Source organism: Terriglobia bacterium, from assembly GCA_020072815.1.
In the GTDB taxonomy this organism is placed as follows: domain Bacteria; phylum Acidobacteriota; class Terriglobia; order Terriglobales; family Acidobacteriaceae; genus Angelobacter.
The window spans coordinates 72138-92608 of record JAIQGE010000019.1 but is presented as its reverse complement, the minus strand read 5'-3'; the positions used below and the strand labels follow the sequence as shown (position 1 = coordinate 92608).

The 20471-nt window shown below is 59.5% G+C and carries 19 protein-coding genes and 1 pseudogene; 9 read left to right on the top strand and 11 right to left on the bottom strand.

The features are described from left to right. Window positions 1-222 precede the first annotated feature (222 nt). The 4 genes from LAO20_20070 to LAO20_20055 all read left to right on the top strand — a co-directional run bounded on the left by LAO20_20070 (window position 223) and on the right by LAO20_20055 (window position 4063). Complete coding sequence (locus LAO20_20070; protein MBZ5533733.1) at window positions 223-1137, top strand: phosphoribosylaminoimidazolesuccinocarboxamide synthase; 915 nt, start codon at window positions 223-225, stop codon at window positions 1135-1137. A 15-nt stretch (window positions 1138-1152) separates the two neighbouring features. Beyond that, complete coding sequence (locus tag LAO20_20065; protein ID MBZ5533732.1) at window positions 1153-1695, top strand: CvpA family protein; 543 nt, start codon at window positions 1153-1155, stop codon at window positions 1693-1695. 31 nt (window positions 1696-1726) lie between these two features. Next, a complete protein-coding gene (locus LAO20_20060; protein ID MBZ5533731.1) occupies window positions 1727-2014 on the top strand; it encodes a histidine kinase in 288 nt (95 codons plus the stop codon). A 273-nt stretch (window positions 2015-2287) separates the two neighbouring features. Next, window positions 2288-4063 (top strand): hypothetical protein, encoded by a 1776-nt coding sequence (locus LAO20_20055; protein MBZ5533730.1) that lies wholly within the window; start codon window positions 2288-2290, stop codon window positions 4061-4063. A 117-nt stretch (window positions 4064-4180) separates the two neighbouring features. On the opposite strand, the gene LAO20_20050 is transcribed toward LAO20_20055, so the two are convergent. The 8 genes from LAO20_20050 to dnaE form a co-directional block, all read right to left on the bottom strand. Beyond that, window positions 4181-5110, bottom strand: a complete 930-nt coding sequence (locus LAO20_20050) for a choice-of-anchor D domain-containing protein (protein MBZ5533729.1) — start codon at window positions 5108-5110, stop codon at window positions 4181-4183. A gap of 93 nt (window positions 5111-5203) precedes the next feature. After that, window positions 5204-6196: a DsbA family protein gene (locus LAO20_20045; GenBank protein ID MBZ5533728.1), complete on the bottom strand. Its 993-nt coding sequence runs from the start codon at window positions 6194-6196 to the stop codon at window positions 5204-5206. 25 nt (window positions 6197-6221) lie between these two features. Then, entirely contained in the window at window positions 6222-7166 is a 945-nt protein-coding gene (locus LAO20_20040) for a thioredoxin domain-containing protein (GenBank protein ID MBZ5533727.1), read from the bottom strand. Between the two features lie 3 nt (window positions 7167-7169). After that, window positions 7170-8810, bottom strand: coding sequence for an NAD+ synthase (locus LAO20_20035; GenBank protein ID MBZ5533726.1), 1641 nt, complete (start codon window positions 8808-8810; stop codon window positions 7170-7172). A gap of 42 nt (window positions 8811-8852) precedes the next feature. Beyond that, the gene (locus tag LAO20_20030; GenBank protein MBZ5533725.1) at window positions 8853-10049 is read right to left on the bottom strand and encodes a hypothetical protein; all 1197 of its coding nucleotides are present in this window, start codon (window positions 10047-10049) and stop codon (window positions 8853-8855) included. 173 nt (window positions 10050-10222) lie between these two features. Next, entirely contained in the window at window positions 10223-11227 is a 1005-nt protein-coding gene (locus LAO20_20025; protein ID MBZ5533724.1) for a GHMP kinase, read from the bottom strand. 28 nt (window positions 11228-11255) lie between these two features. Further along, entirely contained in the window at window positions 11256-12209 is a 954-nt protein-coding gene (locus LAO20_20020; protein MBZ5533723.1) for an acetyl-CoA carboxylase carboxyltransferase subunit alpha, read from the bottom strand. A 12-nt stretch (window positions 12210-12221) separates the two neighbouring features. Further along, entirely contained in the window at window positions 12222-15692 is a 3471-nt protein-coding gene (gene dnaE / locus LAO20_20015; protein ID MBZ5533722.1) for a DNA polymerase III subunit alpha, read from the bottom strand. 141 nt (window positions 15693-15833) lie between these two features. On the opposite strand from dnaE, the gene LAO20_20010 reads away from it, so the two are divergent. Further along, window positions 15834-16343 (top strand): PaaI family thioesterase, encoded by a 510-nt coding sequence (locus LAO20_20010; GenBank protein MBZ5533721.1) that lies wholly within the window; start codon window positions 15834-15836, stop codon window positions 16341-16343. On the opposite strand, the gene LAO20_20005 is transcribed toward LAO20_20010, so the two are convergent. The 3 genes and pseudogenes from LAO20_20005 to ybaK all read right to left on the bottom strand — a co-directional run bounded on the left by LAO20_20005 (window position 16324) and on the right by ybaK (window position 17985). Further along, a complete protein-coding gene (locus tag LAO20_20005; protein ID MBZ5533720.1) occupies window positions 16324-16848 on the bottom strand; it encodes a hypothetical protein in 525 nt (174 codons plus the stop codon). The genes LAO20_20010 and LAO20_20005 overlap by 20 nt on opposite strands. A gap of 162 nt (window positions 16849-17010) precedes the next feature. Then, window positions 17011-17349 carry a hypothetical protein gene (locus tag LAO20_20000; GenBank protein MBZ5533719.1) on the bottom strand — a complete coding sequence of 113 codons (339 nt, stop codon included), beginning with the start codon at window positions 17347-17349 and terminating at the stop codon, window positions 17011-17013. A 156-nt stretch (window positions 17350-17505) separates the two neighbouring features. Further along, window positions 17506-17985: pseudogene (ybaK, locus tag LAO20_19995) on the bottom strand (Cys-tRNA(Pro) deacylase). A 231-nt stretch (window positions 17986-18216) separates the two neighbouring features. On the opposite strand from ybaK, the gene LAO20_19990 reads away from it, so the two are divergent. From LAO20_19990 to LAO20_19975, 4 genes are all read left to right on the top strand, one after another. Then, window positions 18217-18564, top strand: a complete 348-nt coding sequence (locus LAO20_19990) for a PadR family transcriptional regulator (protein MBZ5533718.1) — start codon at window positions 18217-18219, stop codon at window positions 18562-18564. Window positions 18565-18568: 4 nt separating this feature from the next. After that, complete coding sequence (locus tag LAO20_19985) at window positions 18569-18865, top strand: hypothetical protein (GenBank protein MBZ5533717.1); 297 nt, start codon at window positions 18569-18571, stop codon at window positions 18863-18865. A 2-nt stretch (window positions 18866-18867) separates the two neighbouring features. Beyond that, window positions 18868-19887: a hypothetical protein gene (locus LAO20_19980; protein MBZ5533716.1), complete on the top strand. Its 1020-nt coding sequence runs from the start codon at window positions 18868-18870 to the stop codon at window positions 19885-19887. 283 nt (window positions 19888-20170) lie between these two features. Beyond that, window positions 20171-20344: a hypothetical protein gene (locus LAO20_19975; GenBank protein MBZ5533715.1), complete on the top strand. Its 174-nt coding sequence runs from the start codon at window positions 20171-20173 to the stop codon at window positions 20342-20344. Window positions 20345-20471: the final 127 nt, after the last annotated feature.

The window sequence follows — 20471 nt, the reverse complement described above, 5'->3', positions numbered from 1 at the left end:
TTTTCCGGCCAGCGCACGTTAATTTTTCAGTCACCCGGTACTACAAATTTTGTTGAAATGCAATGCTGTGGAAACCGCTGCTCATGCGGGTTTCACAGCTTTTTATTTTTCCTGAAATTATTTCGCCGGGAATCCGGCGCGCGCGCCGGTTGACCACCTCCGCAAGTGGTTGACAAAAAAACTTGAGGAGCTAGAATAGCGCCTCGCCTGCGAACTGCTGCCATGACAAGCCCTGCAACCTTAAGCCGCATACTGCTGCAAACTGATTTTCCCGATCTCACCCTGCACGCCCGGGGCAAGGTACGGGACCTGTACAGCCTGGATGGACAATTATTGCTGGTCGCCACCGACCGGATTTCCGCGTTCGATTACGTTCTTGGTAGTGGGATCCCGGAAAAAGGCCGGGTGCTCACGCAGCTCTCGCTGTTCTGGTTTGACTTCCTGAAAGACACGGTCAGCAACCACTTGATCAGCGCGCGCGTCGAAGATTATCCGCCGGGGGCGCAGAAATATGCAGCGCAGCTTCGCGGACGCTCCATGCTGGTGGCGAAGGCGAACATGGTGGACATTGAATGCGTGGCCCGCGGATATCTTTCCGGTTCCGGCTGGAAGGAATATCAGCAGACCGGCGCGGTGTGCGGCATCAAGCTGCCGCCGGGACTGAAAGAGTCTGACAAGCTGCCGGAGCCGATCTTTACTCCGGCCAGCAAAGCGCAGAGCGGCCATGACGAAAACATTTCGTTCGAAGAAATGGTCAAGCGCACGGGGAAAGAGCTGGCCGAGCAGCTTCGCGATCTCACGCTGGGGATTTACAAAAAAGCGGCGGCTTACGCGTTGGCCCGAGGCATCATCATCGCCGACACCAAGTTTGAGTTCGGCCATACAGCGCAGGGCCTGGTGCTGGCCGACGAAGTGCTCACGCCGGACTCGTCGCGCTTCTGGCCGGCGGAAAAATATCAGCCGGGCCGGGCGCAGGAGTCGTATGACAAGCAGTATGTTCGCGACTATTTGGAAGCTATCCGTTGGAACAAGCAACCCCCTGCTCCGTCTCTGCCGGAAGATGTGGCGCGCAAGACCAGTGAGAAGTACATACAGGCGTACACCGTGCTTGCAGGACGGGATTTACCTGCAGGGTGAAATGATCAGGCCGGCATGAACGGGCTGGACTGGCTGATTGTGCTGATCACGCTGGGATCGGCGTTGCTGGCCGCAGCGCAGGGATTTTTCTTTGAAGTGATTTCGCTGGCAGGGGCCATTGCAGGTTACCTGGCAGCGGCGTGGGGGTACGGGCGTATTGCTCCGTGGTTCCTGCCGTATGTGAAGTCGCAGGCATTCGCGGACCTGGCAGGATTTCTCACCATCTTTGTTGCGGTGGTGCTGCTGGGCGGGGCCATCGCCAGGATCGTCCGCTGGATGGTCCGGGAAGTTGGGCTCCGCTGGGTGGACCGCGCATTGGGAGCAGCGTTCGGATTTCTGCGCGGATTAGTGATTGTGACCGCTGGACTGCTGGCGATTACGGCTTTTGCTCCGGATTCCAAGGAGCTGGCCGGATCGCATTTGGCAAATTATTTTCTGGTGGCCGGAGGCGGCGCAAGCTGGCTGGCGCCCGCGGAGATTCGCCAGAAATTTCATGACGGCTGGAGCAAGCTGCGTGGTAATCCAGGACCGGGGACAACAAAGAAAACAAGTGAGTGACACATTCCAGCAAGAGGAAAGCGAGGCGCATGTGAAGGACCAGCTTGAAGCACTCGTGGCACAGATGTATACCAGCGGTATTCTGTACTCTGAAGCCGTACGCGAATTCAAAAAGCGCTTCATCATGAATGTGCTCCAGCAGAACAAAGGCAATCAGTGCAAGGCCGCGCGCGAACTGGGCATGCATCGCAACACGCTGAGCCGCACTATTGCCGAACTCAAGCTCGACGTAAGGCAGTTTCGCGACATGGGCCGGCGTCCCGTTCGCAGCGAAAAGCCGGTCGCCCTGGACAAGATGGACAAGAAGATCGTCCGCTGACATCCTCTCTCTTTACTCTCTAAGTCCGAGTGCGAGCCAGAGCCTTACCGCTCTGACTTTTTTCTGCGCTCCGCACCGTCTCAGAAGTCGCCGATAACCGTTTCATTCACAGCCACTTACAGCCTTCGCGCTGCTCACAGGCGGGGCGGACAATCGTCTGACTCGTCGGAAAGCACTTCTGTTTCTTAAACTTGCTAATCTCAAACTTCAGTAATCGCCTGCAACATTCCCGCAAGAGATCGTTCCATATGAAGGTAGAATGAAACTTCCCTTATGCGGTTACGGACATCCATCCTGATGCTATTGCTGTGCCTTGCCGGCCTGGTCTGCCAGGCTGCGGCCAAGGACAACTCAGGCGGATCCAAGAAAGACCGCAAGGCCGCCGAGCAGGAGTTTAAGCGCGCCCAGGAGTTGCAAAAGGCCGGCGATCTGGACAAGGCGTTGCTGGCTGCGTCGCGCGCGTCGGAGTTGGTCCCCAGCAACGGCGAATACCTGACTATGCGTGAGATGTTGCGCCAGCAGATTGTTGGCCAGTACCTGGAGCGCGGCAACCGCCTGGCCGAAGCCGGCGATACCGAAGCCGCCATCTCGGTCTTCAGCCAGGCCATTTCCATGGACCCGGACAACCAATACCTGAAGCAGCGCTTGCGTGACGTGATGCCGCCAGTCAACCCGGAGAAAGACCACGTGCTGCAACTGCTGGCTTCGGTGGAAAACATCAATCTCCTGCCGAACCCGGCCAAACGAAGCATCCACATTCAGGGCGACACGCGCGCCGTCTACACGCAAATCGGCAAGGCGTTTGATGTCTTCGTGACATTCGATCCCGAGATGAGCGCCCGCGTCCTGCGCGTGGACCTGGACAACGTTGATTTCTACACCGCCATGACCATTACCGGGCGCATGACCAAAACTTTCTGGGCGCCGGTAGCCGCGCGTGAAGTGATGGTGGCCACTGACAGCCTGGACATGCGCAAGAACTACGAACGCCTGGTGGTACGCACGTTCTACGTGGGCGGCGGAGTCTCCGCCACCGAACTCACCGACCTGGTCAACATGCTGCGCACGGTTTTTGAGATCAAATTCGTGTCCCTCCAGCCCAGCAAAGACACCATCACCCTGCGCGGCCCGCGGGAAGACGTGGAAGCCGCCGCCAGCCTGCTCGACAACCTGATGGACGCCAAACCGGAAATCATGCTGGACGTGACCGAATATGAGTTCGATACCGACAAGCTGCGCCAGTTCGGCATGAATCTGCCCACCAGCTTCCAGGTGTTCAACATTCCTTCTGAGATCCGGCGCGTGCTAGGATCGGACGCCCAGCCGGTGATTGACCAGCTCACCAGCACGGGGACCATTGATCCCAGCAAGATCTCTCCCAGCTCGCTCGCCAACCTGCAGGGCTCGCCGCTGCTGGCGCCCTTTGTGTTCTTCGGCAAGGGGCTGTTTGGACTCACGGGCCTCAGCTTTCCCGGCGTCAGCGCCAAGGCGGTGTACAACAATTCCACCGCCACCAACCTGGAACACGTCACCCTGCGCGCCATGGACGGCGAAGCTGTAACCTTCCGTATCGGCACCAAGTTTCCTATCCTGACCAGCTCGTTCAATGCCATCGCCGTCAGCCAAAAGGGCCAGGTGCAGGTGGCGTCCACGCCGTCATTCACGTACACGGACCTGGGGCTCACGCTGAAGACCACGCCGCACTACCACTCCGACGGCAACGTTCGCCTGGACATTGATTTTGAAATCCAGGGCCTGGGGACGGTGAGCCTGAACAACGTTCCGGAACTCACCACCCGCTCATACAAAGGCAATATCACCGCACGCGACGGCGAGCCGTCCGTGGTCGCCGGCCTGCTGACCGACCAGGAGACCCGCTCCACCCAGGGCTATCCCGGCATCAGCCAGTTGCCGCTCGTGCGCACCGTGCTCAACACCAACCAATGGGAACGCACCCACACCGAGATCCTGATCGTGGTCACGCCGCACGTGATCCGCAAACCTTTCCACGACAAAGGCCGCAACGCCATCTGGACGCTGAGCCACTAAGAAGAGATCGCCGGAATCGCGCGACATCGCGCGACATCGCGCGTGATCGGGGAATCGTTCGTGCTTTCCGATCAGCGTGATCAGCGTTAATCAGCGTTAGGCGGTGAATCAACAGGTTTACGGTGTCCCCGGTGGACGCACGTTCAGCGTCATCGGCACCTGGTGGACGATTCCGCCGTTGCCCGTGGCCGTCAGGACAAGTGTGTAGGTTCCCGCGGGTGTTGTTCCGGAACTGCCGCTCCCGCTGCCGCAGGTGGCGATTCCAGCCAGCATCGCGGCTGTACAGAACGTCAGCATGGCCATGCGGATTCCGTGCTTACGGCCTGCCATCAGGACCAGGCCGACGGCTGCCGTGAGCGTCCACCAGAGGCCGGGGTGCGGGTCACGCAGCCCTGCGGTGAATCCCGTGGTGGTAACGGTGACAGGGACCGGCTCTGTGGAGTCACTGCCATTGACGGAAGCAACCGCCAGACCTACCCCAGCTTGTACCGTGCAGACCGCGCCTTTGGGCGCGCCGCTGCACGCCAGCGTGATGTTGTTGGGGCCTCCGGTAGCCACCAGATCAAACTTGGCGGTGCCTCCGGCGGGAAGGCTTTGCGATATCGGAATGTTGTTCGGCGCCAGGATGGCAAAGTCGCCGGGAGCAACCGTCACCCCGAATCCAACCAGCCCGATGGTGTGCGGGCTTCCCGGAGCATCGTCCTGCACCACCATCTGCCCGGAGCGCGCGCCCGGACCCGCCGGGTTGAAGAGGATGATGAACGGCTGCGTGGTACCGCCTGGCGGTACCGTTGTGGGCAGAGGAATGGATACCGGACTGAAGAAGAACTCGGAACCCGAAAGCGTGGCGCTGGTAATGTTGAGCGTGGCCGTGCCGGGATTGGTGATGGTCAGCGTCCGGCTTCTCACTAGCCCGCCGACCATGGTGGTGCCACAGTCCAGGGGAAAGGCGTTGGGCTGGAAACCAGGAGTGCCGGTCTGCACAGCGAAAGCCAAGGTAGAACTTAGAACTAATACGCAACTAAGATGGCGGATAGATAGCCTCATGGAATCGGGTCTCCAGTCTGGCTTGCAATTGTCAGCCTTTAGTCTAGCGTGCGCCCCAAAGCTACTCAAGCTATCGAGACTCCGCCAGCCGCCCTACTTCCCTGCATGGTCAATCTCAAACTGCATCAGCAGTTTCAGCTGGTCGTAAGGAATATTGCCGATGGCCTGCACTCTGCGTCCGTTGATAAACACCGTGGGCGTGGACGTCACCTCCAGCGACGTTCCCAAGTCCAGCGACTTCTGCACCCGCGCTTGGGCTTCCTTGGATTCGGCGCACGTCGCCAGTTTGCCGGCGTCCAGGCCGGCGGCGGTGGCCAGCTCCTTGAGTTTTTCGTCGGCGGTGGCCAGCGCGATTCCGCCTTGGTTTTCAAAGATGGCGTCAATGTATTTCCAAAAGGCAGCCGGGTTGGCATTGCCGGCGCAGTCGGCATACAAAGCGGCCTTCATCGCCCAGGGATGCAGCGACGCGGGCAGCGGAAACTGCTGGAAAGTGACGCGGACCTGCGGGAAATCCGCGGCCAGCTTCTCCACAATCGGCGCGGCAGTTTTGCAGTGCGGGCATTCCAGGTCACTGAACTCCACAATCTCCATCACCGGCGTTTTCGCTCCCATGGTGGGACCGTCAGAGGCTTTCAGCTTTGCCCGCGTCGTCGCAAAAGGGTCCGTGCCGAACGGAATGCGCTCGCCGATAATCGCCTCCTGGCTGCCCGGAGCAAGGTAAATATGCTGGATCGCCTGCTTGTTGATGGAAAGCAACACGTCCACCAGCCCAGGAAGCGTGGAAGGACGAATATCCACGATGGTCCATGTGAGGTTGGGATCGTAGCCCAGCGTGCGCTGCATCGCCGCATCTATTTGCTCTTTGCGCGGCAACAGCACGGGAGGCGGCGCCGAGGACTGGGCTGGGTGCGCGGCGGGCTTAGCTGCAGGTTTCTCGGCCGCTGGCTTGGCGCTGGCCGCTTGGGCGCCGGACGTTTGGGCGCCAGCAGGTTTTGCTGCCGGCGCTTGCGCCAGCATGACCGATTGACCCAGGACTGCTATGGCCATCACAAGAAGTAGTGCGACTGAACTAAGTTTGGTCTTCATTCCCCGTTTCCGTTTCTGTGGAGGTTCACTTCCCCGCATGGTCAATCTCATACTGAACGACTGCTTTCACCTGCTCATAAGGAATGCCCACAACGCCATCGAGCAGGCGCCCATTCACATAGATGGAGGGCGTTCCCGGCAGTCCTATGGAATCGCCCAGAGCGATGGACTCCTTCACCCGAGCTTCCGTGGCGGGCGACGCCGCGCAGGAGGAAATCTTGGCCGCATCCAGCCCGGACGCGGTGGCCAGCTCTTTGAGTTTCTCGTCAGCCGTGGCCAGCGCGATGCCGCCCTGGTTTTCATAGATGGCGGCAATGTATTTCCACGCAGCGCTCGCGTCCGCGCGCCCGGCGCAGTCAACAAACAACGCCGCTTTCATCGCCCAGAGATGGGCCGGAAGAGGATATTGCTGGAAGATGATCTTCATTTGCGGAAAATCAGCCGCAAGCTTCTCCATGGCCGGCTGGGCGTCTTTGCAATTCGGACACTGCAGATCGCCGAACTCCACCATCACTACGGCGGGATTGGCCGGTCCGCGCGCAATGCCGTTGGCGGCCTGCAGTTTGCGTCTGAATTCGGCAAAGGGGTCGGGACCAAAGGGCATCATGTCGCCATTGATCGCGTAGCGGCCGTCCGCGGTGATGTAGAGGTGCTGGAAGTCGTCTTTCAACTTCAAGAACACTTCCGTCATTCCGGGGACGGCGGATTTCCGGATCAACGCTACCTTCCACTGGATGGAAGGATCGTACCCGTACATGCGCTGGAAGACTGCGTCCACTTCCGCCTTCGTCAGCAATTTGGGTTCGGCGCTCTTGGCCGATCTTGCCGCTTGTCTTTTCGCCGAAGTGGCGTGACTGGTCTTCTTCGCCGACGAGGCCGGCTGCTTGGGCGCACTCGCTTGCTGGCCGGCGGCCAGCAACGGCAACGCCATGATAATGAAAACGACAGCGCACCACAGTGGATGTCTCATCTGTCAGATCTCCGATTTCTGTGCGATGGGGAACCTGCGTCCAAATCCAAAAGCCTTAGGAGTGATCTTGATGCCGGGAGCGGCCTGCTGGCGTTTGTATTCGCTGCGCTCGATCATCCGCACCACGTCGCGCACCAGCTTGAGGTCGTATCCGCGCTCCTGCGCGATCTGTTCAGCGGTGCGGTAGTCCTCAATGTAGTCCTCAAGAATGTTGTCCAGGATTTCATACGGCGGCAGCGAATCGCTGTCCAGCTGGCCGGGACGCAGCTCCGCCGACGGCGGCTTGTCCAGAGTGGATTGCGGGATCACCGGCCGGAGCGAGTTCACATAATGGCTGAGGCGATAGACCATGGTCTTGGGCACGTCAGAAATTACAGCCAGGCCGCCGACCATGTCCCCGTACAGCGTGCAGTAGCCCACTCCCAGTTCGCTCTTGTTGCCGGTGGTAAGCACCAGCGCGCCAAACTTGTTGGAAAAAGCCATGACAATATTGCCGCGGATGCGCGCCTGAATGTTTTCTTCGGCCACGTCCTCCGGCATGCCGGCAAAAACCGGCGCCAGGGCTTTGCGATACGCATCAAACACGCCGCCGATGGGCACCAGCTCAAAGCGGATCTTCAAATTGGCAGCCAGTTCGCGCGCGTCGCGCACGCTGCCCTCGGACGAATACTGGCTGGGCATGCCGATACCGGAGACGTTTTCGGCGCCCACGGCGTCCACGGCAATGGCCGCGGTAAGCGCGGAGTCAATGCCTCCGCTCAGCCCAACGACTACCTTACGGAACCCGCATTTGCGCACGTAGTCCCGCGTGCCCAGCACCAAGGCGGCGTACGCGCTGGCTTCGTCGCCCTCAATCTGCGGGTGCATGTCGCCCTGCATGGTTTCCGTATCAAAGACGATCAGGTCTTCTTCAAACGATTTGGCCTGGGCCACAATACGGCCGTCCGGGGCAATCACGTGGCTGGAGCCGTCAAACACCAGGCTGTCATTGCCGCCCACCTGGTTCACGAACACCACCGGGACTTTGTCATTGCGGGCAATAGTTTCCAGCATCTTGCGGCGCAACTCGCGCTTGCCCATGTGGAATGGCGACGCCGAAATGTTCAGGACTATATTGGCCCCGGCTTTCAGCAGTTCATCCACAGGATCAACGCTGTACAGCCGGCGATGCCAGAAGTGTTTGTCATTCCAGGCGTCTTCGCAAATGGTGAGCGCCAGTTGCTTGCCGTCAAAGGGATAGACGGTTTGCGCTGTCGCGGCATCAAAGTAGCGCGTTTCGTCAAAAACGTCGTACGTGGGCAGGAGCCGCTTCGACTGCACAAACTGCACTTGCCCGCCGCTAAGCAGCGCCGCAGAGTTCATCACCCGTCTTCCGGTTTCCACCTTGGCGGGGGAGACAAAGCCGCACACCACGGTGATCTCCGGGACGGCTTTGGCGATCTCACAGAGGGTTTGCTGGCTGCGCGCCACAAAGGCCGGTTTCTCCAGGAGGTCGCGCGGAGGATAGCCGCAGACGGCAAGTTCTGGGAACAGCGCCAGGGACGCTCCGCGGGCGTACGCCTGACGCGCAAATTCCACGATCTTTTTTGAATTGCCGCTGAAATCGCCGATGGTGGGGTTGATCTGCCCGAGAGCAATCTTCACATATCCAGTGTAAACCGCGCGGCGGCTCCGCGTCAGCCCTACCTACTGCGGTTGCTTCTTGGGGTCCGCCGGAGGCTGTGGCGGGACGGGTTTGGTGGTGCCCCACTCCGGTTCGTCCGGATGCGACGGCTGGGTGCTCTGCGCGCTACTGGGCGGGGCCTGCCGGACTGCGGGATCGGCGCCTTCGCCCTCACGCTTGAGAGTGGGCCGGTGGGAGAGTTGCTTGGGCTCTGGACCTTCTTTCGCTTTGTCTTGCGGAGAGTCGCTGGCCTTCAGCGCCGCCAGCGTGGTCACGCCGTCTTTGACATCTACTTCTTTTTCTGTCTTGACCAGGATTTCTCCGCCCATCTTGGCCGTCTTGACCTGGACCACTTCATCGCCGACAAAGCGGACGAAGATTACATCCTGCGGCGGCATACCGTAAATCCATTCTTCGTAATCTTTACCTTTATCGTCCTTCTCGCGGATCTTCTGCGGCGCGCGGTCCTTGGCCATCACCACCATTTCCCTGTTCATCCCGACTAGAACCTGGTGGGCTTTGACGGCCTCCTGGACTTTCGGAGGCAGGCTCTCTACATAGACCTGGGCAGCGGTCTTGATGGAAAAATCCATCACCGGGCTGAGCAGCGCTTTCAGTTCTTCAGCGGTCATTTCGGGAACAAAGTTCTTGAATTCCAGGGTGAACGCGGCGCCCGTGGGCTGGGCCTGATTGGGATCGGTGGTGGGCGTCATCCCGCCCGGACCGCCCATACCCAGGCTGATATGGTCATACCACTTGGATTTCTTCTTGGGACCGCCATTGATCTCCACGTAGACCGTCTTCTCGCGGAAGAAGATGTTGGTGATCTGGACTTTGTCGCCCAGCTTGGCGGCCGCGCCCACGCTCTGCATCCGCTGGAAGAGGTTGGCATCGGTGGGCTTCACCTCGCCGTCCGAGGTGATCACAATGCTCTTGTCGCCAAGGGGAAAATACTTGCGCACGTGGACGAACTCGGCTTCCATCAACTGAATAAGCTGCAGCTTGGTGCCTGATGAAAGGGCCTTGCGTCCGCGCAACTCCATCGCGGTGAGTTGGGCCTTGAACTGCGGCTGGTTGGGCGGAGGCTCCGGCGGTTTCAGAATGAGCACGTTCGGGTCGGGCGCGGGTGCCTTAGGCGGGGCGGATTGAGGTTCCTGCCCGGCAGCCATACTGCGGACTACTAAACCCACGGCAAGTAAGAAAACGGCTCGGCGGAGCATGGAGGATACCCTTCCAGCTGTATTTAACCTATTGTCCATCCAAATTAGACGCATTTCAACTGACATTATGACCCGATAGGGCAATCGCGGGCTGTACCGTAGTAGACGTGTTCCAGCCCCCCAGGGTTACCCGCCGCGACGGCTAAACCACTTATGGGTCAATCAATCTACGGTCAGTCCCTGTCGCGCCACCGTGGCCGGCAAAACTTCTCCACCCTGCTGGCGGATAGCATCGGCGACCCGCTGCTTCGCGCCGGGTTCGGTGAGAAAGACCACGCACCCTGCTTGGTCGCTGCCTGGATCAGCTTTTCGATAAGCGGAGTGGTGATTCTGGGCGAGTTGGTCTTGCGCAGCTTCCACTCTTCCCGCAGCAGGCGGGCGACGGCGGTCCAATCGGCTGCCGCCACCGCCGCATGCATGGCCCGGGCGATTTCGCCAATGCGTTCAAAGTTGCTGAAAATCTTCCTGTCGCCATTGATATGCGACTTAAAGACTTCCCAGTTATTGATCCCTGACTTGCGCGGCGCGCCGGTATAAGCCAGTACAAAGCGTCGGTCGAGCTCTTCGGCGTCCACGGCCACGGCTTCATGACGAATGCCGTCCGGCCGCAGATGGATGGCGCTCACCCCGCCGTACAGCGCTGGATAATAGTCCTGGCATCCGGTGGGGACCCTGATCAGTTGCGCTTCAACGTTCTGCGCGATCACCCGAATCTCTTCCTTGCCCAGTTCCCTGCCGGTCAGCCGCGCCAGCGCCGCCGTGGTGGCAATCATCAGCGCCGACGAGCCGGAGATCCCCGCGCCCGCCGGCGACTCTGAGTTGGTTTCCAGCTCAAAGCCTCCTTCCGGCGCAAAGAACCGGGTGAGATAGCCAGCCAGCGGATGCTTGAACTTTTTCGACGCGTAGACCTGGTCCAGGCCGGCAAACTCTTCGCGGCGTCCGGTGTCCAGCGACACCATCTTGATCTGCTTCCCCGGCAGCCGGCGGATGCGGCATCGCGTGAGCACACTCACGGCAAAATTCACTGTCACCGCTCCGGGATGAAAAAGGTACAACGGCCATATGTCCATGGTTCCACCGGCCAAGTCCACCCGGCACGGCGCATGGACAACGATATGCTGGGCAATGACCTCCGCGGCGTTGTCCATGAGGCTGGCGGCCGATGAGGCAGTGTCCATGTTTTGGGTGTTTGCGGGCAAGGGCGTGTTATTCCGTGAAGAACTGGGCCATCTTGCGGAATTTGTCATAGCGGCTGTCCACCAGTTGCTGCACCGGCAGCTTTCTCAGGTCGTTGAAATGCCGCTGCAGAACTTCATCCACCATGGCGGCCGCGCCATCGTAGTCCTGATGGGCACCGCCAGGGGGCTCAGGAATAATGTCGTCAATGATTTTCATTTCCAGCAGGTCCGGCGCGGTGATGCGCAGCGCCTGCGCGGCAACCTCTTTCTTGGCTGCGTCGCGCCACATGATGGAGGCACAACCCTCGGGCGAGATTACCGAATACACCGAGTTTTCCTGCATGAACACCCGATCAGCCACGGCAATGGCCAGCGCGCCGCCGCTGCCGCCTTCGCCGATGATGGTAGTGATGATGGGCACGCGAAGCCGCGCCATCTCCCTCAGGTTGCGGGCAATGGCTTCCGCCTGGCCGCGCTCTTCCGCGCCCAGCCCCGGATAGGCGCCTTGCGTGTCCACAAAGGTAAACACCGGCCGGCCGAATTTTTCCGCCGTCTTCATGCAGCGCAGCGCTTTGCGATAGCCTTCCGGATTGGCCTGGCCAAAGTTGCGATACACGCGCGCCTTGGTGTCACGGCCTTTCTGGTGGCCGATGATCATGACCTCTTCGCCGTGGTAGCGGGCCATGCCGCAAACGATGGCCGGATCGTCGCCGAAAACGCGGTCGCCGTGGACCTCAGCCCAGTCGCTGAAAATGCGGTCCACGTAGTCCATGGTGAACGGGCGCTGGTTGTGTCGCGCCAGTTCCGTCTTGCGCCAGGCGTTTACGTGGTGGCGGATCTGCTCGCGCAGAAGGTCTATCTGCTGCTGGAGATGTTTAAGCTGCTGGCGCGCCGCTTGATCAGCGCCGGCTTTGGCTTCAAGCTCGGCAATCTGCTCTTCAATGGTCTCTAGCTGGCGCTGCGCTTTTACGGCTGGGTCCAAAATGGCTCCGTGCTAATCCACAATCCTGACCGCTCCGCGCCCGCACAACTCTTCCACGCGGGCGATGAAAGACCGGTCTGGACAAACATTATAGCCGTCAGCCTCCATCACAGCCATGAAGTCGCCGCCACGTTCCAAGTCAAACAACACCCGGGCGTCGCCACGGCGCTCGCGGCAGATGGAATGGAGCGCGTCCACCGTGGCCGGGGTGGCCGCGTCCAGGGCAACGTGAATGCGGATGGACCGGGGCAGCACCGGCTTGGCTTCTTCCAAAGGCGTCAACTGGCTGATGGCGATCTTGGGATTGGCGCCTTCTTCCACCCGCACGCTGGCCCGCACCAGCATGGGAATTTCCTGCTTCAGGATGTTCTGCAACCGCTTATACGCTTCCGGGAAGACAATGGCTTCCACCGCGCCGGTCATGTCTTCCATCATGGCGTTGGCGTAGAGGTCGCCCTTGCGCGACTTCATCACCCGCACTGAGCTGATCACCCCGGCAGTGGTGATTTCGTCGCGGCCGGTGCCGCTGGTCATCTCAGAAATTGCTTCGGCGGTGAGCGCGTGGAAGTCCAGCAGCTTGTCGCGATATTTGTCCAGCGGGTGCCCGGTGATAAAGAAGCCCAGAACTTCTTTTTCGTTGGCCAGACGCTGGTGCTCTTCCCACTCCGGCACGCTAGGCAGGGTGTCCGCGTTGCCATTGGCCTGCGCGTCTTGGGCAAAAACGCCGAACAGCCCGTGCTGGCCCATCTCCGCGTCACGCTGAGTTTTCTGCGCGCGCTCCATGGCTTTGTCCAGGACGGCCATGACCTGCGCGCGATAGCCGAACGCGTCCATGGCGCCGGCCTTGATCAGCGACTCAATCACTCGCCGGTTGAGGAGACGAAGATCAACCTTCTCGCAGAACTCATAGATGGACGAGAAACGCCCCAGCTCTTTGCGCGCGGCCACGATGGACTCAATCGCGTTGCGTCCCACGTTCTTCACCGCGGCCAGGCCGAAGCGGATGGCGTTTTCATGCGGCGTGAAGAACGCGTCGCTCACGTTGATGTCAGGCGGCTCCACGGGAATGCCCATCTCGCGGCACTCGTTGATGTACTTGACCACGTTGTCGGTGTTGCCGGTTTGCGACGTCAGCAGCGCGGCCATGAACTCCACCGGGTGGTGCGTCTTGAGATAAGCCGTGTGGTAGGCCAGCAGCGCGTAGGCCGCCGAGTGCGACTTGTTGAAGCCGTAGCCGGCAAATTCAGCCATCAGGTCAAAAATCTTCTCGATCTTTCTCTGCGGGAACTTGCGTTCCACCGCGCCGTTCACAAACCGCGCCCGCTGCTCAACCATGATGGCCGCGTCTTTTTTGCCCATGGCCCGGCGCAGCAGGTCGGCTTCACCCAGCGAGTAGCCGGCCAGCGTGTTGGCGATCTGCATGACCTGTTCCTGATAGACGATCACGCCCAGGGTCTCTTTCAGGATCGGCTCCAGTTCGGGGAGTTCGTACTCAACTTTGCGCCGACCCCACTTGCGTTCGATGAAGTCATCAATCATGCCGCCCTGGATCGGCCCCGGACGGTAGAGCGCGTTCAACGCCGTCAGGTCTTCCACCGCGTTGGGCTTGTAGCGGCGCAGCACGTCCGTCATGCCGCCGGATTCAAATTGAAAGATGCCGGAGGTCAATCCCGTATGAAAAACTTTTTCATACGTAGCCGCGTCGTCCAGCGGAATCTTTTCCATGTCCACGGCCTGGCCGCGCTGGGCGATCAGCTTCAGCGCGTCGTCCACGATGGTCAATGTGGTGAGCCCCAGAAAGTCCATCTTCAGCAGGCCCATCTTCTCGACCGCCTTCATGTCATAGGCGGTCACAATTTCGTCGTTTTTCGTTTTGTGCAGCGGAACCAGTTCGGTCAACGGCTTGGGCGAGATCACCACGCCGGCGGCGTGCACGCCGGAGTTGCGCACCAGGCCTTCCAGCTTCAGCGCGGTATCAATCAGCTCTTTGATTTGCGACTCATTGTCATATGCCTGCTGCAGCGGCGGCGAATCTTCAAGGGCCTGCTTGATGGTGATGTTCAGCGTGCTGGGCACCATCTTGGCGATGCGGTCCACGTCCGTGTACGGAATGTCCATGGCCCGTCCCACGTCCTTGATGGCCGCTTTGGCCGCCATAGTGCCGAAGGTGATGATCTGGGCCACGTTGTCGCGGCCGTATTTCTCGGTGACGTAGTTGATGACCTCTCCGCGGCGGTTCATGCAGAAATCAATGTCAATATCCGGCAGCGACACGCGCTCCGGGTTCAGGAAGCGCTCAAACAGCAGCTCGTTCTGCAGAGGATCAATGTCGGTGATGCCCATCGCGTACGCCACCAACGCGCCGGCCGCGGATCCGCGCCCCGGTCCCACGGGGATGGAGTGCTCGCGCGCGTAGCGTATGAAGTCCCAAACAATCAGGAAGTATCCGGAGAACTTCATCTGCTGGATGATGGCGATCTCCCGCGCCAGGCGTTCTTCGTATTCGGCGCGCGACTTCTTGAGCCGCCCCGCAGCCGACAGCGACGACAAGTTCTCCCAGCGCCGGGCAAAACCTTGCCGCGCGATGTGGTCAAAGTAGCTGTCCAGGGTGTAGCCGGCGGGCACGGTAAATTCGGGGAACGGATTCTTGATCTTGTTCAGCTTGAAGTTGCAGCGCTCGGCGATCTCCAGCGTGCGCTTGAGCACGTCTTCGCGGGTATTGAACACCCGGGCCATCTCGCCCGCCGACTTCACAAAGAACTGGTCGCCCTCAAACTTCAGGCGGGCGGTGTCGTGTATGCTCTTGCCGGTCTGCACGCACACCAGCACGTCTTGCGCGTGGGCGTCATCTTCGCAGAGATAGTGGCTGTCATTGGTCGCCACCATGGGGATGCCCAGCTCTTTTTCCATGCGATACAAGTCAGGATGGATCCTGTGCTCTTCCTTCAGGCCTTGGTCCTGGATCTCGATAAAGTAGTTGCCCTTGCCGAAGATGTCCTGATACTCCAGGGCCGTCTTCTTGGCCGCGTCATATTGGCCGGCCAGCAGGTTCTCGCAGACTTCGCCGGCCAGGCAACCGCTCAGCCCGATCAACCCCTTGCTGTGCTCACGCAGAAAATTCTTGCTGATCCGCGGCTTGTAATAGAAGCCGTGCAGGCTGGCTTCCGAGGTGATCTTGATCAGGTTCTGGTAGCCTTCTTCGTTTTCTGCCAGCACGAGCAGGTGGTTGTAAGTGTCGCCTTCCGGCGCGGCGCGATGGTCGTCTTTCTTGCAGATGTACAGCTCGCATCCCACGATGGGCTTGATCTTCGCCTGCTCCGCCGCTGTAACGAACTCCACTGTGCCGTAGATGTTGCCGTGGTCGGTCATGGCGACGGCGGTCTGGCCAAGCTCAGTCACGCGCTTGATGAGACCGTCAACGCCGCAAGCGCCGTCGAGCAGCGAGTAATCGGTATGCAGGTGGAGATGGACGAATTCAGACATGGGGGCCTAAGCGATCATTATATTGGGGCGGGCTACAAGCAGGCTGTGGACATCAGCTTGAGTCTGTGGAAAATAGGCACTTTTCTTCGCGAATGTGGGCCGCACTTGCCTTCTTCCCTGCCTCCGTTTACTTTCACTCACATGCCTGACCACACCGACCCTGCTGCGTTGCACGACCTGTTCACCGCCCAGAACGAAGACGGCGACTTCTCCGCCGCGCTCAACGCCCGTCAGAGCGGATGGAACGCCGCCATGGGGATCCATTTCATCCGTGCCACCGCCGACGAAGTTGTCGCCGAGCTGGAGATAGGCCCGCACCACCGCCAGGCCTACGGCATTGTCCATGGTGGCGCCTACTCAGGAGTGATTGAGACCGTCGCGTCGGTCGGAGCAGCGCTGTGGGCGCGGAGGCACCAGCAGACCACCGTCGGTCTGGAGAACCACACGTCGTTTCTTCATGCGGTACGTGAAGGAAAACTGCGCGCCACGGCGAAGCCGCTGATGCGGGGACGCAGAACGCAGGTCTGGACCGCCACCGTGACGGACAGCGCTGGACGCACAGTCGCCGACGGAAAAGTCCGCTTCCTGGCTCTGGAAGCCGGGTCCGCCATCGCCGGTGAAGCGGTGAAAATCAAGTCGTCTCACGGCTGACACTTCCGTCTTGCAAGGGAGCCATAGCCAGTCTTTTTGCTTGCTGGCGCACCAGCCACAGGTAAGCGGTCATACCCAGCACTGAGGTCTGCCAAACGAAGTAACCAACCAGAAACGGACTACGTTCCAGTGGCTTGGCTGCTTTAGCCGGCAGTACCCAAAGCGTGGCAAGGATCAGGACATCCCAAACCGTCAGCAGAGCGATGCAGACCTGTCCCTGACCGCGGCGGCTGCGACGCAGCATCCAGGGTGACGCCAGCATAAAGACGTTGGCAATCCAGAGTAATCCGTAGAACAGTGGGACCGCCTCTACGTCCCCAAAGGCCCCTCGGAAAAGCGCCAGGACCATACCCACAAAGAGGACCATAGAACCATAGGCAGCTCGATACCCAAACCAAGGTCCGTTATCCTCAAGCGCTGGCAGGAAGAACGAAACAATCCACACAAGCAGCAGAGCAAACAGAGTTGCGTTCTGCGTGAACTTAGAATTCAAATACTTGAACATGTTCAATTATTGAACGGAAGCGGTCCCCAGGTCAAGGAAGATGTTGTATGGGGATTCCGGATCTCGCGCAAATGACAGAGAATGCGTGATCAAAGAATTGGGGACGGTTCCGCGGAAATAGCAGAGCCTGGTCCGCACTCATCCACTCGGAAAAGCCCTCGCCTACCGCTCGCTCGGCATTTTCAATTCGCCCTTGAAGCTCAAATTCGCCCGTACTTCCAGAAGACCGGCGCGCTCGGCCGCCCATATGCGCAGGGCGTAGCGGTTCAGGATTTCGCGGTTGGCTTCCAGAAAGTCCACCAGCAGTCCCGGGGCCAGCAGCTCGAACGCCCGGATGATGCTTTCGTTGCCGGTGGTCGCATTTTTGGCGGAGCTTTTCTGGGGGCCCGCCAGGTTGCGAACTTCCGCCATCACTTCAGGACGCTCCAGGGCTTGCCTTACAAAGCTCTGCATTTCATGCATGAGCGTGATGCACACGTGGTCGTTGGGTTCGCCGATCATGGGGGAAACAGCTCCTTGCGACGAGTCCCGGCGCCGTGCCGGGACCCGCTTTTTCGGGGATGGGCCGCAACTGTATTCTCGGGCATTTCCCTTACAAGCTGATTAGATCGAGATTAAAGAACCTAATGATGTGGGGCTTGCGGAGCATCGCTTCGGTTACTTTGGCTTTACTTTGGCGATGTCGCCCATGGCGCCGTTGGTGACCCGCAGGTAATCCTCCGGCTTCAGGATGATCTGCGTCCCGCGCACCCCGGCGGATACGGAGATGGCGTCCCACAGTTGGATGGTTTCATCGGCATAGACGGGAAACATCTTCTTGGCGCCCAGCACGGTGACGCCTCCGCGGATGTATCCGGTGAGCGGCTGCACCTCTTTCACCGTGACCATCTCCATTTTGCGATTTCCCGAGAGGGCGGCCAAGGCCTTCAAATCGAGTTCAGTGTTGGCCGGGACCACAGCGAAGCACACACCTTGGCGGTCGCCGCGCACTACCAGCGTCTTGAAGACCTGCTCCGCCGGCATGCCGATCTTGGCCGCCACGGATTCCGCCGCAAGATCTTCAGGATCAACCGCGTAGTCGCGCAGTTCGTACGCGACGCCCAGGGTCTCCAGCAGGCGCACAGCGTTGGTCTACATGAAACGAGTTTACGAGTCGAGTGCTCTGGTCGCCAGCCGGCGGTAGCCGCCTTATCCGACCCGCCTTCGGTGCTTTCTTTCATGTGCAAACCAGCATGTGCAAACCAGCATGCGCAAAACCGAGAAAATCTGCTAATTCCTCGTAAGTCATTGAAATAAACCCGCAAAAATCCTGCGCAAAAACTCTTGACAACTTATACTGTGTGCAATACAGTATGCGTCGTACACTATATGTCGAACAGTAATGTACCTGCCGAACTCTTCGAAAACCTGCGGTTGGAACTCCGCCGCGGCTGCCTGATTCTGGCTGTCCTGGCGCAGCTGCAGGAAGAGCATTACGGCTACACGCTGCGCAAGGCCCTGGACGATCTGGGGCTGGCGATTGATGAAGGCACGCTCTACCCGCTGCTGCGCCGGCTGGAAAGCCAGGGACTGTTGATGAGCGAGTGGCGGGAAGAAAACAAGCGCAACAAGCGGTTTTACCGTTTGTCGCCGCTGGGCGCGGAAATCCTGGGACAGCTGCTTGAGGAATGGCAAACCATCAACGCGTCCTTGAACAAAATTTTGCAGGAGGCATGAGTTTATGTGGTCGCTATACGGAAAAATTCTGGCCCTGACCATAGGCGTTTCCAACTTTTCGGTTTTGGCGCTGGCGCCGGCCCTTGGTCATGCGCTCAAACCACGGGACTTTCTGGCGCCTGCGTTTATCCAGTTCCTGCTGGTGTCTCTCGTCTTCCTGTGGATGCAAATGGTGCGCATGCACGACGCCCGGGTGGCGGCGCGGACCCTGGCGCAACACACGGGCGAGCAATTGGCCGGTTTCAAGACGGCATTCCGCACCTCCACCGGCAACGGCGCCAATTTTTCGCGAGGCATTTAGTCATGGAACTCCTTGAGCGTTACCTGCAAGCCGTGCGCGGATACCTTCCGGACCGCCGGCGCAATGACATTGTGAAAGAACTGGGCGACAACATTCTTTCGCAGATGGAAGACCGGGCCGAAGAACTGGGCCGTTCCCTCACGGAAGCCGAGCAGGCTGCAATCATCAAGCAGCACGGCCATCCCATTGTGGCCGCCGCGCGCTACCGCCGCCTGCCCATGCAGCAGCTGATTGGCTCAGAGCTGTTTCCGATCTACTGGCTCACTCTGGAATTCGCGCTCCTGGTGGTGGCTGCCTTCCACGTAGTGCTGAGTGTCGTATTCATGTTGAGCGGGCACACGGTATTCGAATCACTGGCAATGGGCTGGGGCGACTTCTGGATCCGTGCGATCGGGGCCGTGGGGAAAATCACCATCATCTTTGCCCTGGTTGAGTATTTCACCGGCGGGAAAATCCCGTTCCAGGGCAAGTTCAATCCTCTGGAACTGCCGGCTCTCAGAAAATCTGCTCCACCCCGCGGCAATTCTGTGGCTGAGCTTGTGCTGGGATGTTTGTTCCTGGTGGGATGGCCCATCTTTTTGCACTCCCCCGCTCCGGCGTTTGTTCGTGGGCTGGCGGTGCGGCTCTCGCCTTCATGGATCCATTTTGAAATCCCCATGCTGCTGGCGGTTGCTCTCGGCACGGCTTCGGCTTTTGTCGCCCTGTACCGCCCGCAATTTCCCCGGCTGCGTGCGGGACTCAGGCTGACTTCTGACGTTACCGGCGTGGTCACGTTTTATTTTCTTCTCCTGACCGGACAATTCGTGGTTCCGAATCCCGGCTTCGCCGCCATGTTGAACGGCGCGGTGCAACTCGGCAGTCACACGTTCACCGCCGGACAGGTTGCCAACTATGGCGCCGCATTGGGACCGGCCATCGCCCTTCTGGTCTTCTTTATCGATGCCGTGGTGGAAGTGGCACTCCTGATGCGCCGTCCCCGTCCACCGGTGATCGTCTCGCGTTCCTCCAACGGGGTTTCTTAGGGGCTTGTTTATGGAACTTCTTAGTCGTTATTTACCGGCCGTCAAATTGGACCATCCCGGCCCGCCCCGTAGCCCGATAACCTGCCATGATTAAGCTTTTTAACTTCCTTCTAATCAGTTAGTAAGAAAACCCTCGCATTATCGTTGGTAAGTAAGTCTCTGCTGGACGCCAAGTCGACGAAACCGAGCTCTGCCTTACAACTAGAGGCGTATCCCCGTGAACATGATCAGAATGTTGCTCTCCCCGTTTGTACGCTGCTGGCACATGAGACGCGGTCCCATCATGACCTGTCGGCCTGACCAGGAACGTTCCAGCGTTGCCGCCCTTACCGGCACCTATTGCGTTTGCCTGGATTGCGGCAAACACTTTGCCTACGACTGGCAGGAAATGCGGTTCGTTGATCCCGCGGACGCGCGCATGCAAACGCTGGTAAATAAAACCGCGGGGTTGTACTGAAGAAGTTCGGCCGGCGACGCCGGGCGGCTCAGTGCACACAGACTAGCGCGGAGACGCGCTGGTATTGGCTCGTGCAAAAGTGCGCTTGTGGTTGAACGAAGCCGCGGCGTAGTCACCATCACCCTGC

Excerpts from the sequence above, each read along its gene's own strand:
- LAO20_20045 (MBZ5533728.1), bottom strand. The coding sequence starts at position 6,196 with ATGAAGACCAAACTTAGTTCAGTCGCACTACTTCTTGTGATGGCCATA.
- LAO20_20055 (MBZ5533730.1), top strand. The coding sequence starts at position 2,288 with ATGCGGTTACGGACATCCATCCTGATGCTATTGCTGTGCCTTGCCGGC.
- LAO20_19975 (MBZ5533715.1), top strand. The coding sequence starts at position 20,171 with ATGACCTGTCGGCCTGACCAGGAACGTTCCAGCGTTGCCGCCCTTACC.
- LAO20_19985 (MBZ5533717.1), top strand. The coding sequence starts at position 18,569 with ATGTGGTCGCTATACGGAAAAATTCTGGCCCTGACCATAGGCGTTTCC.
- dnaE (MBZ5533722.1), bottom strand. The coding sequence starts at position 15,692 with ATGTCTGAATTCGTCCATCTCCACCTGCATACCGATTACTCGCTGCTC.
- LAO20_20070 (MBZ5533733.1), top strand. The coding sequence starts at position 223 with ATGACAAGCCCTGCAACCTTAAGCCGCATACTGCTGCAAACTGATTTT.
- LAO20_19990 (MBZ5533718.1), top strand. The coding sequence starts at position 18,217 with ATGTCGAACAGTAATGTACCTGCCGAACTCTTCGAAAACCTGCGGTTG.
- LAO20_20050 (MBZ5533729.1), bottom strand. The coding sequence starts at position 5,110 with ATGAGGCTATCTATCCGCCATCTTAGTTGCGTATTAGTTCTAAGTTCT.
- LAO20_20065 (MBZ5533732.1), top strand. The coding sequence starts at position 1,153 with ATGAACGGGCTGGACTGGCTGATTGTGCTGATCACGCTGGGATCGGCG.
- LAO20_20005 (MBZ5533720.1), bottom strand. The coding sequence starts at position 16,848 with ATGTTCAAGTATTTGAATTCTAAGTTCACGCAGAACGCAACTCTGTTT.
- LAO20_20040 (MBZ5533727.1), bottom strand. The coding sequence starts at position 7,166 with ATGAGACATCCACTGTGGTGCGCTGTCGTTTTCATTATCATGGCGTTG.
- LAO20_20025 (MBZ5533724.1), bottom strand. The coding sequence starts at position 11,227 with ATGGACACTGCCTCATCGGCCGCCAGCCTCATGGACAACGCCGCGGAG.
- LAO20_20030 (MBZ5533725.1), bottom strand. The coding sequence starts at position 10,049 with ATGCTCCGCCGAGCCGTTTTCTTACTTGCCGTGGGTTTAGTAGTCCGC.
- LAO20_20000 (MBZ5533719.1), bottom strand. The coding sequence starts at position 17,349 with ATGATCGGCGAACCCAACGACCACGTGTGCATCACGCTCATGCATGAA.
- LAO20_19980 (MBZ5533716.1), top strand. The coding sequence starts at position 18,868 with ATGGAACTCCTTGAGCGTTACCTGCAAGCCGTGCGCGGATACCTTCCG.
- LAO20_20010 (MBZ5533721.1), top strand. The coding sequence starts at position 15,834 with ATGCCTGACCACACCGACCCTGCTGCGTTGCACGACCTGTTCACCGCC.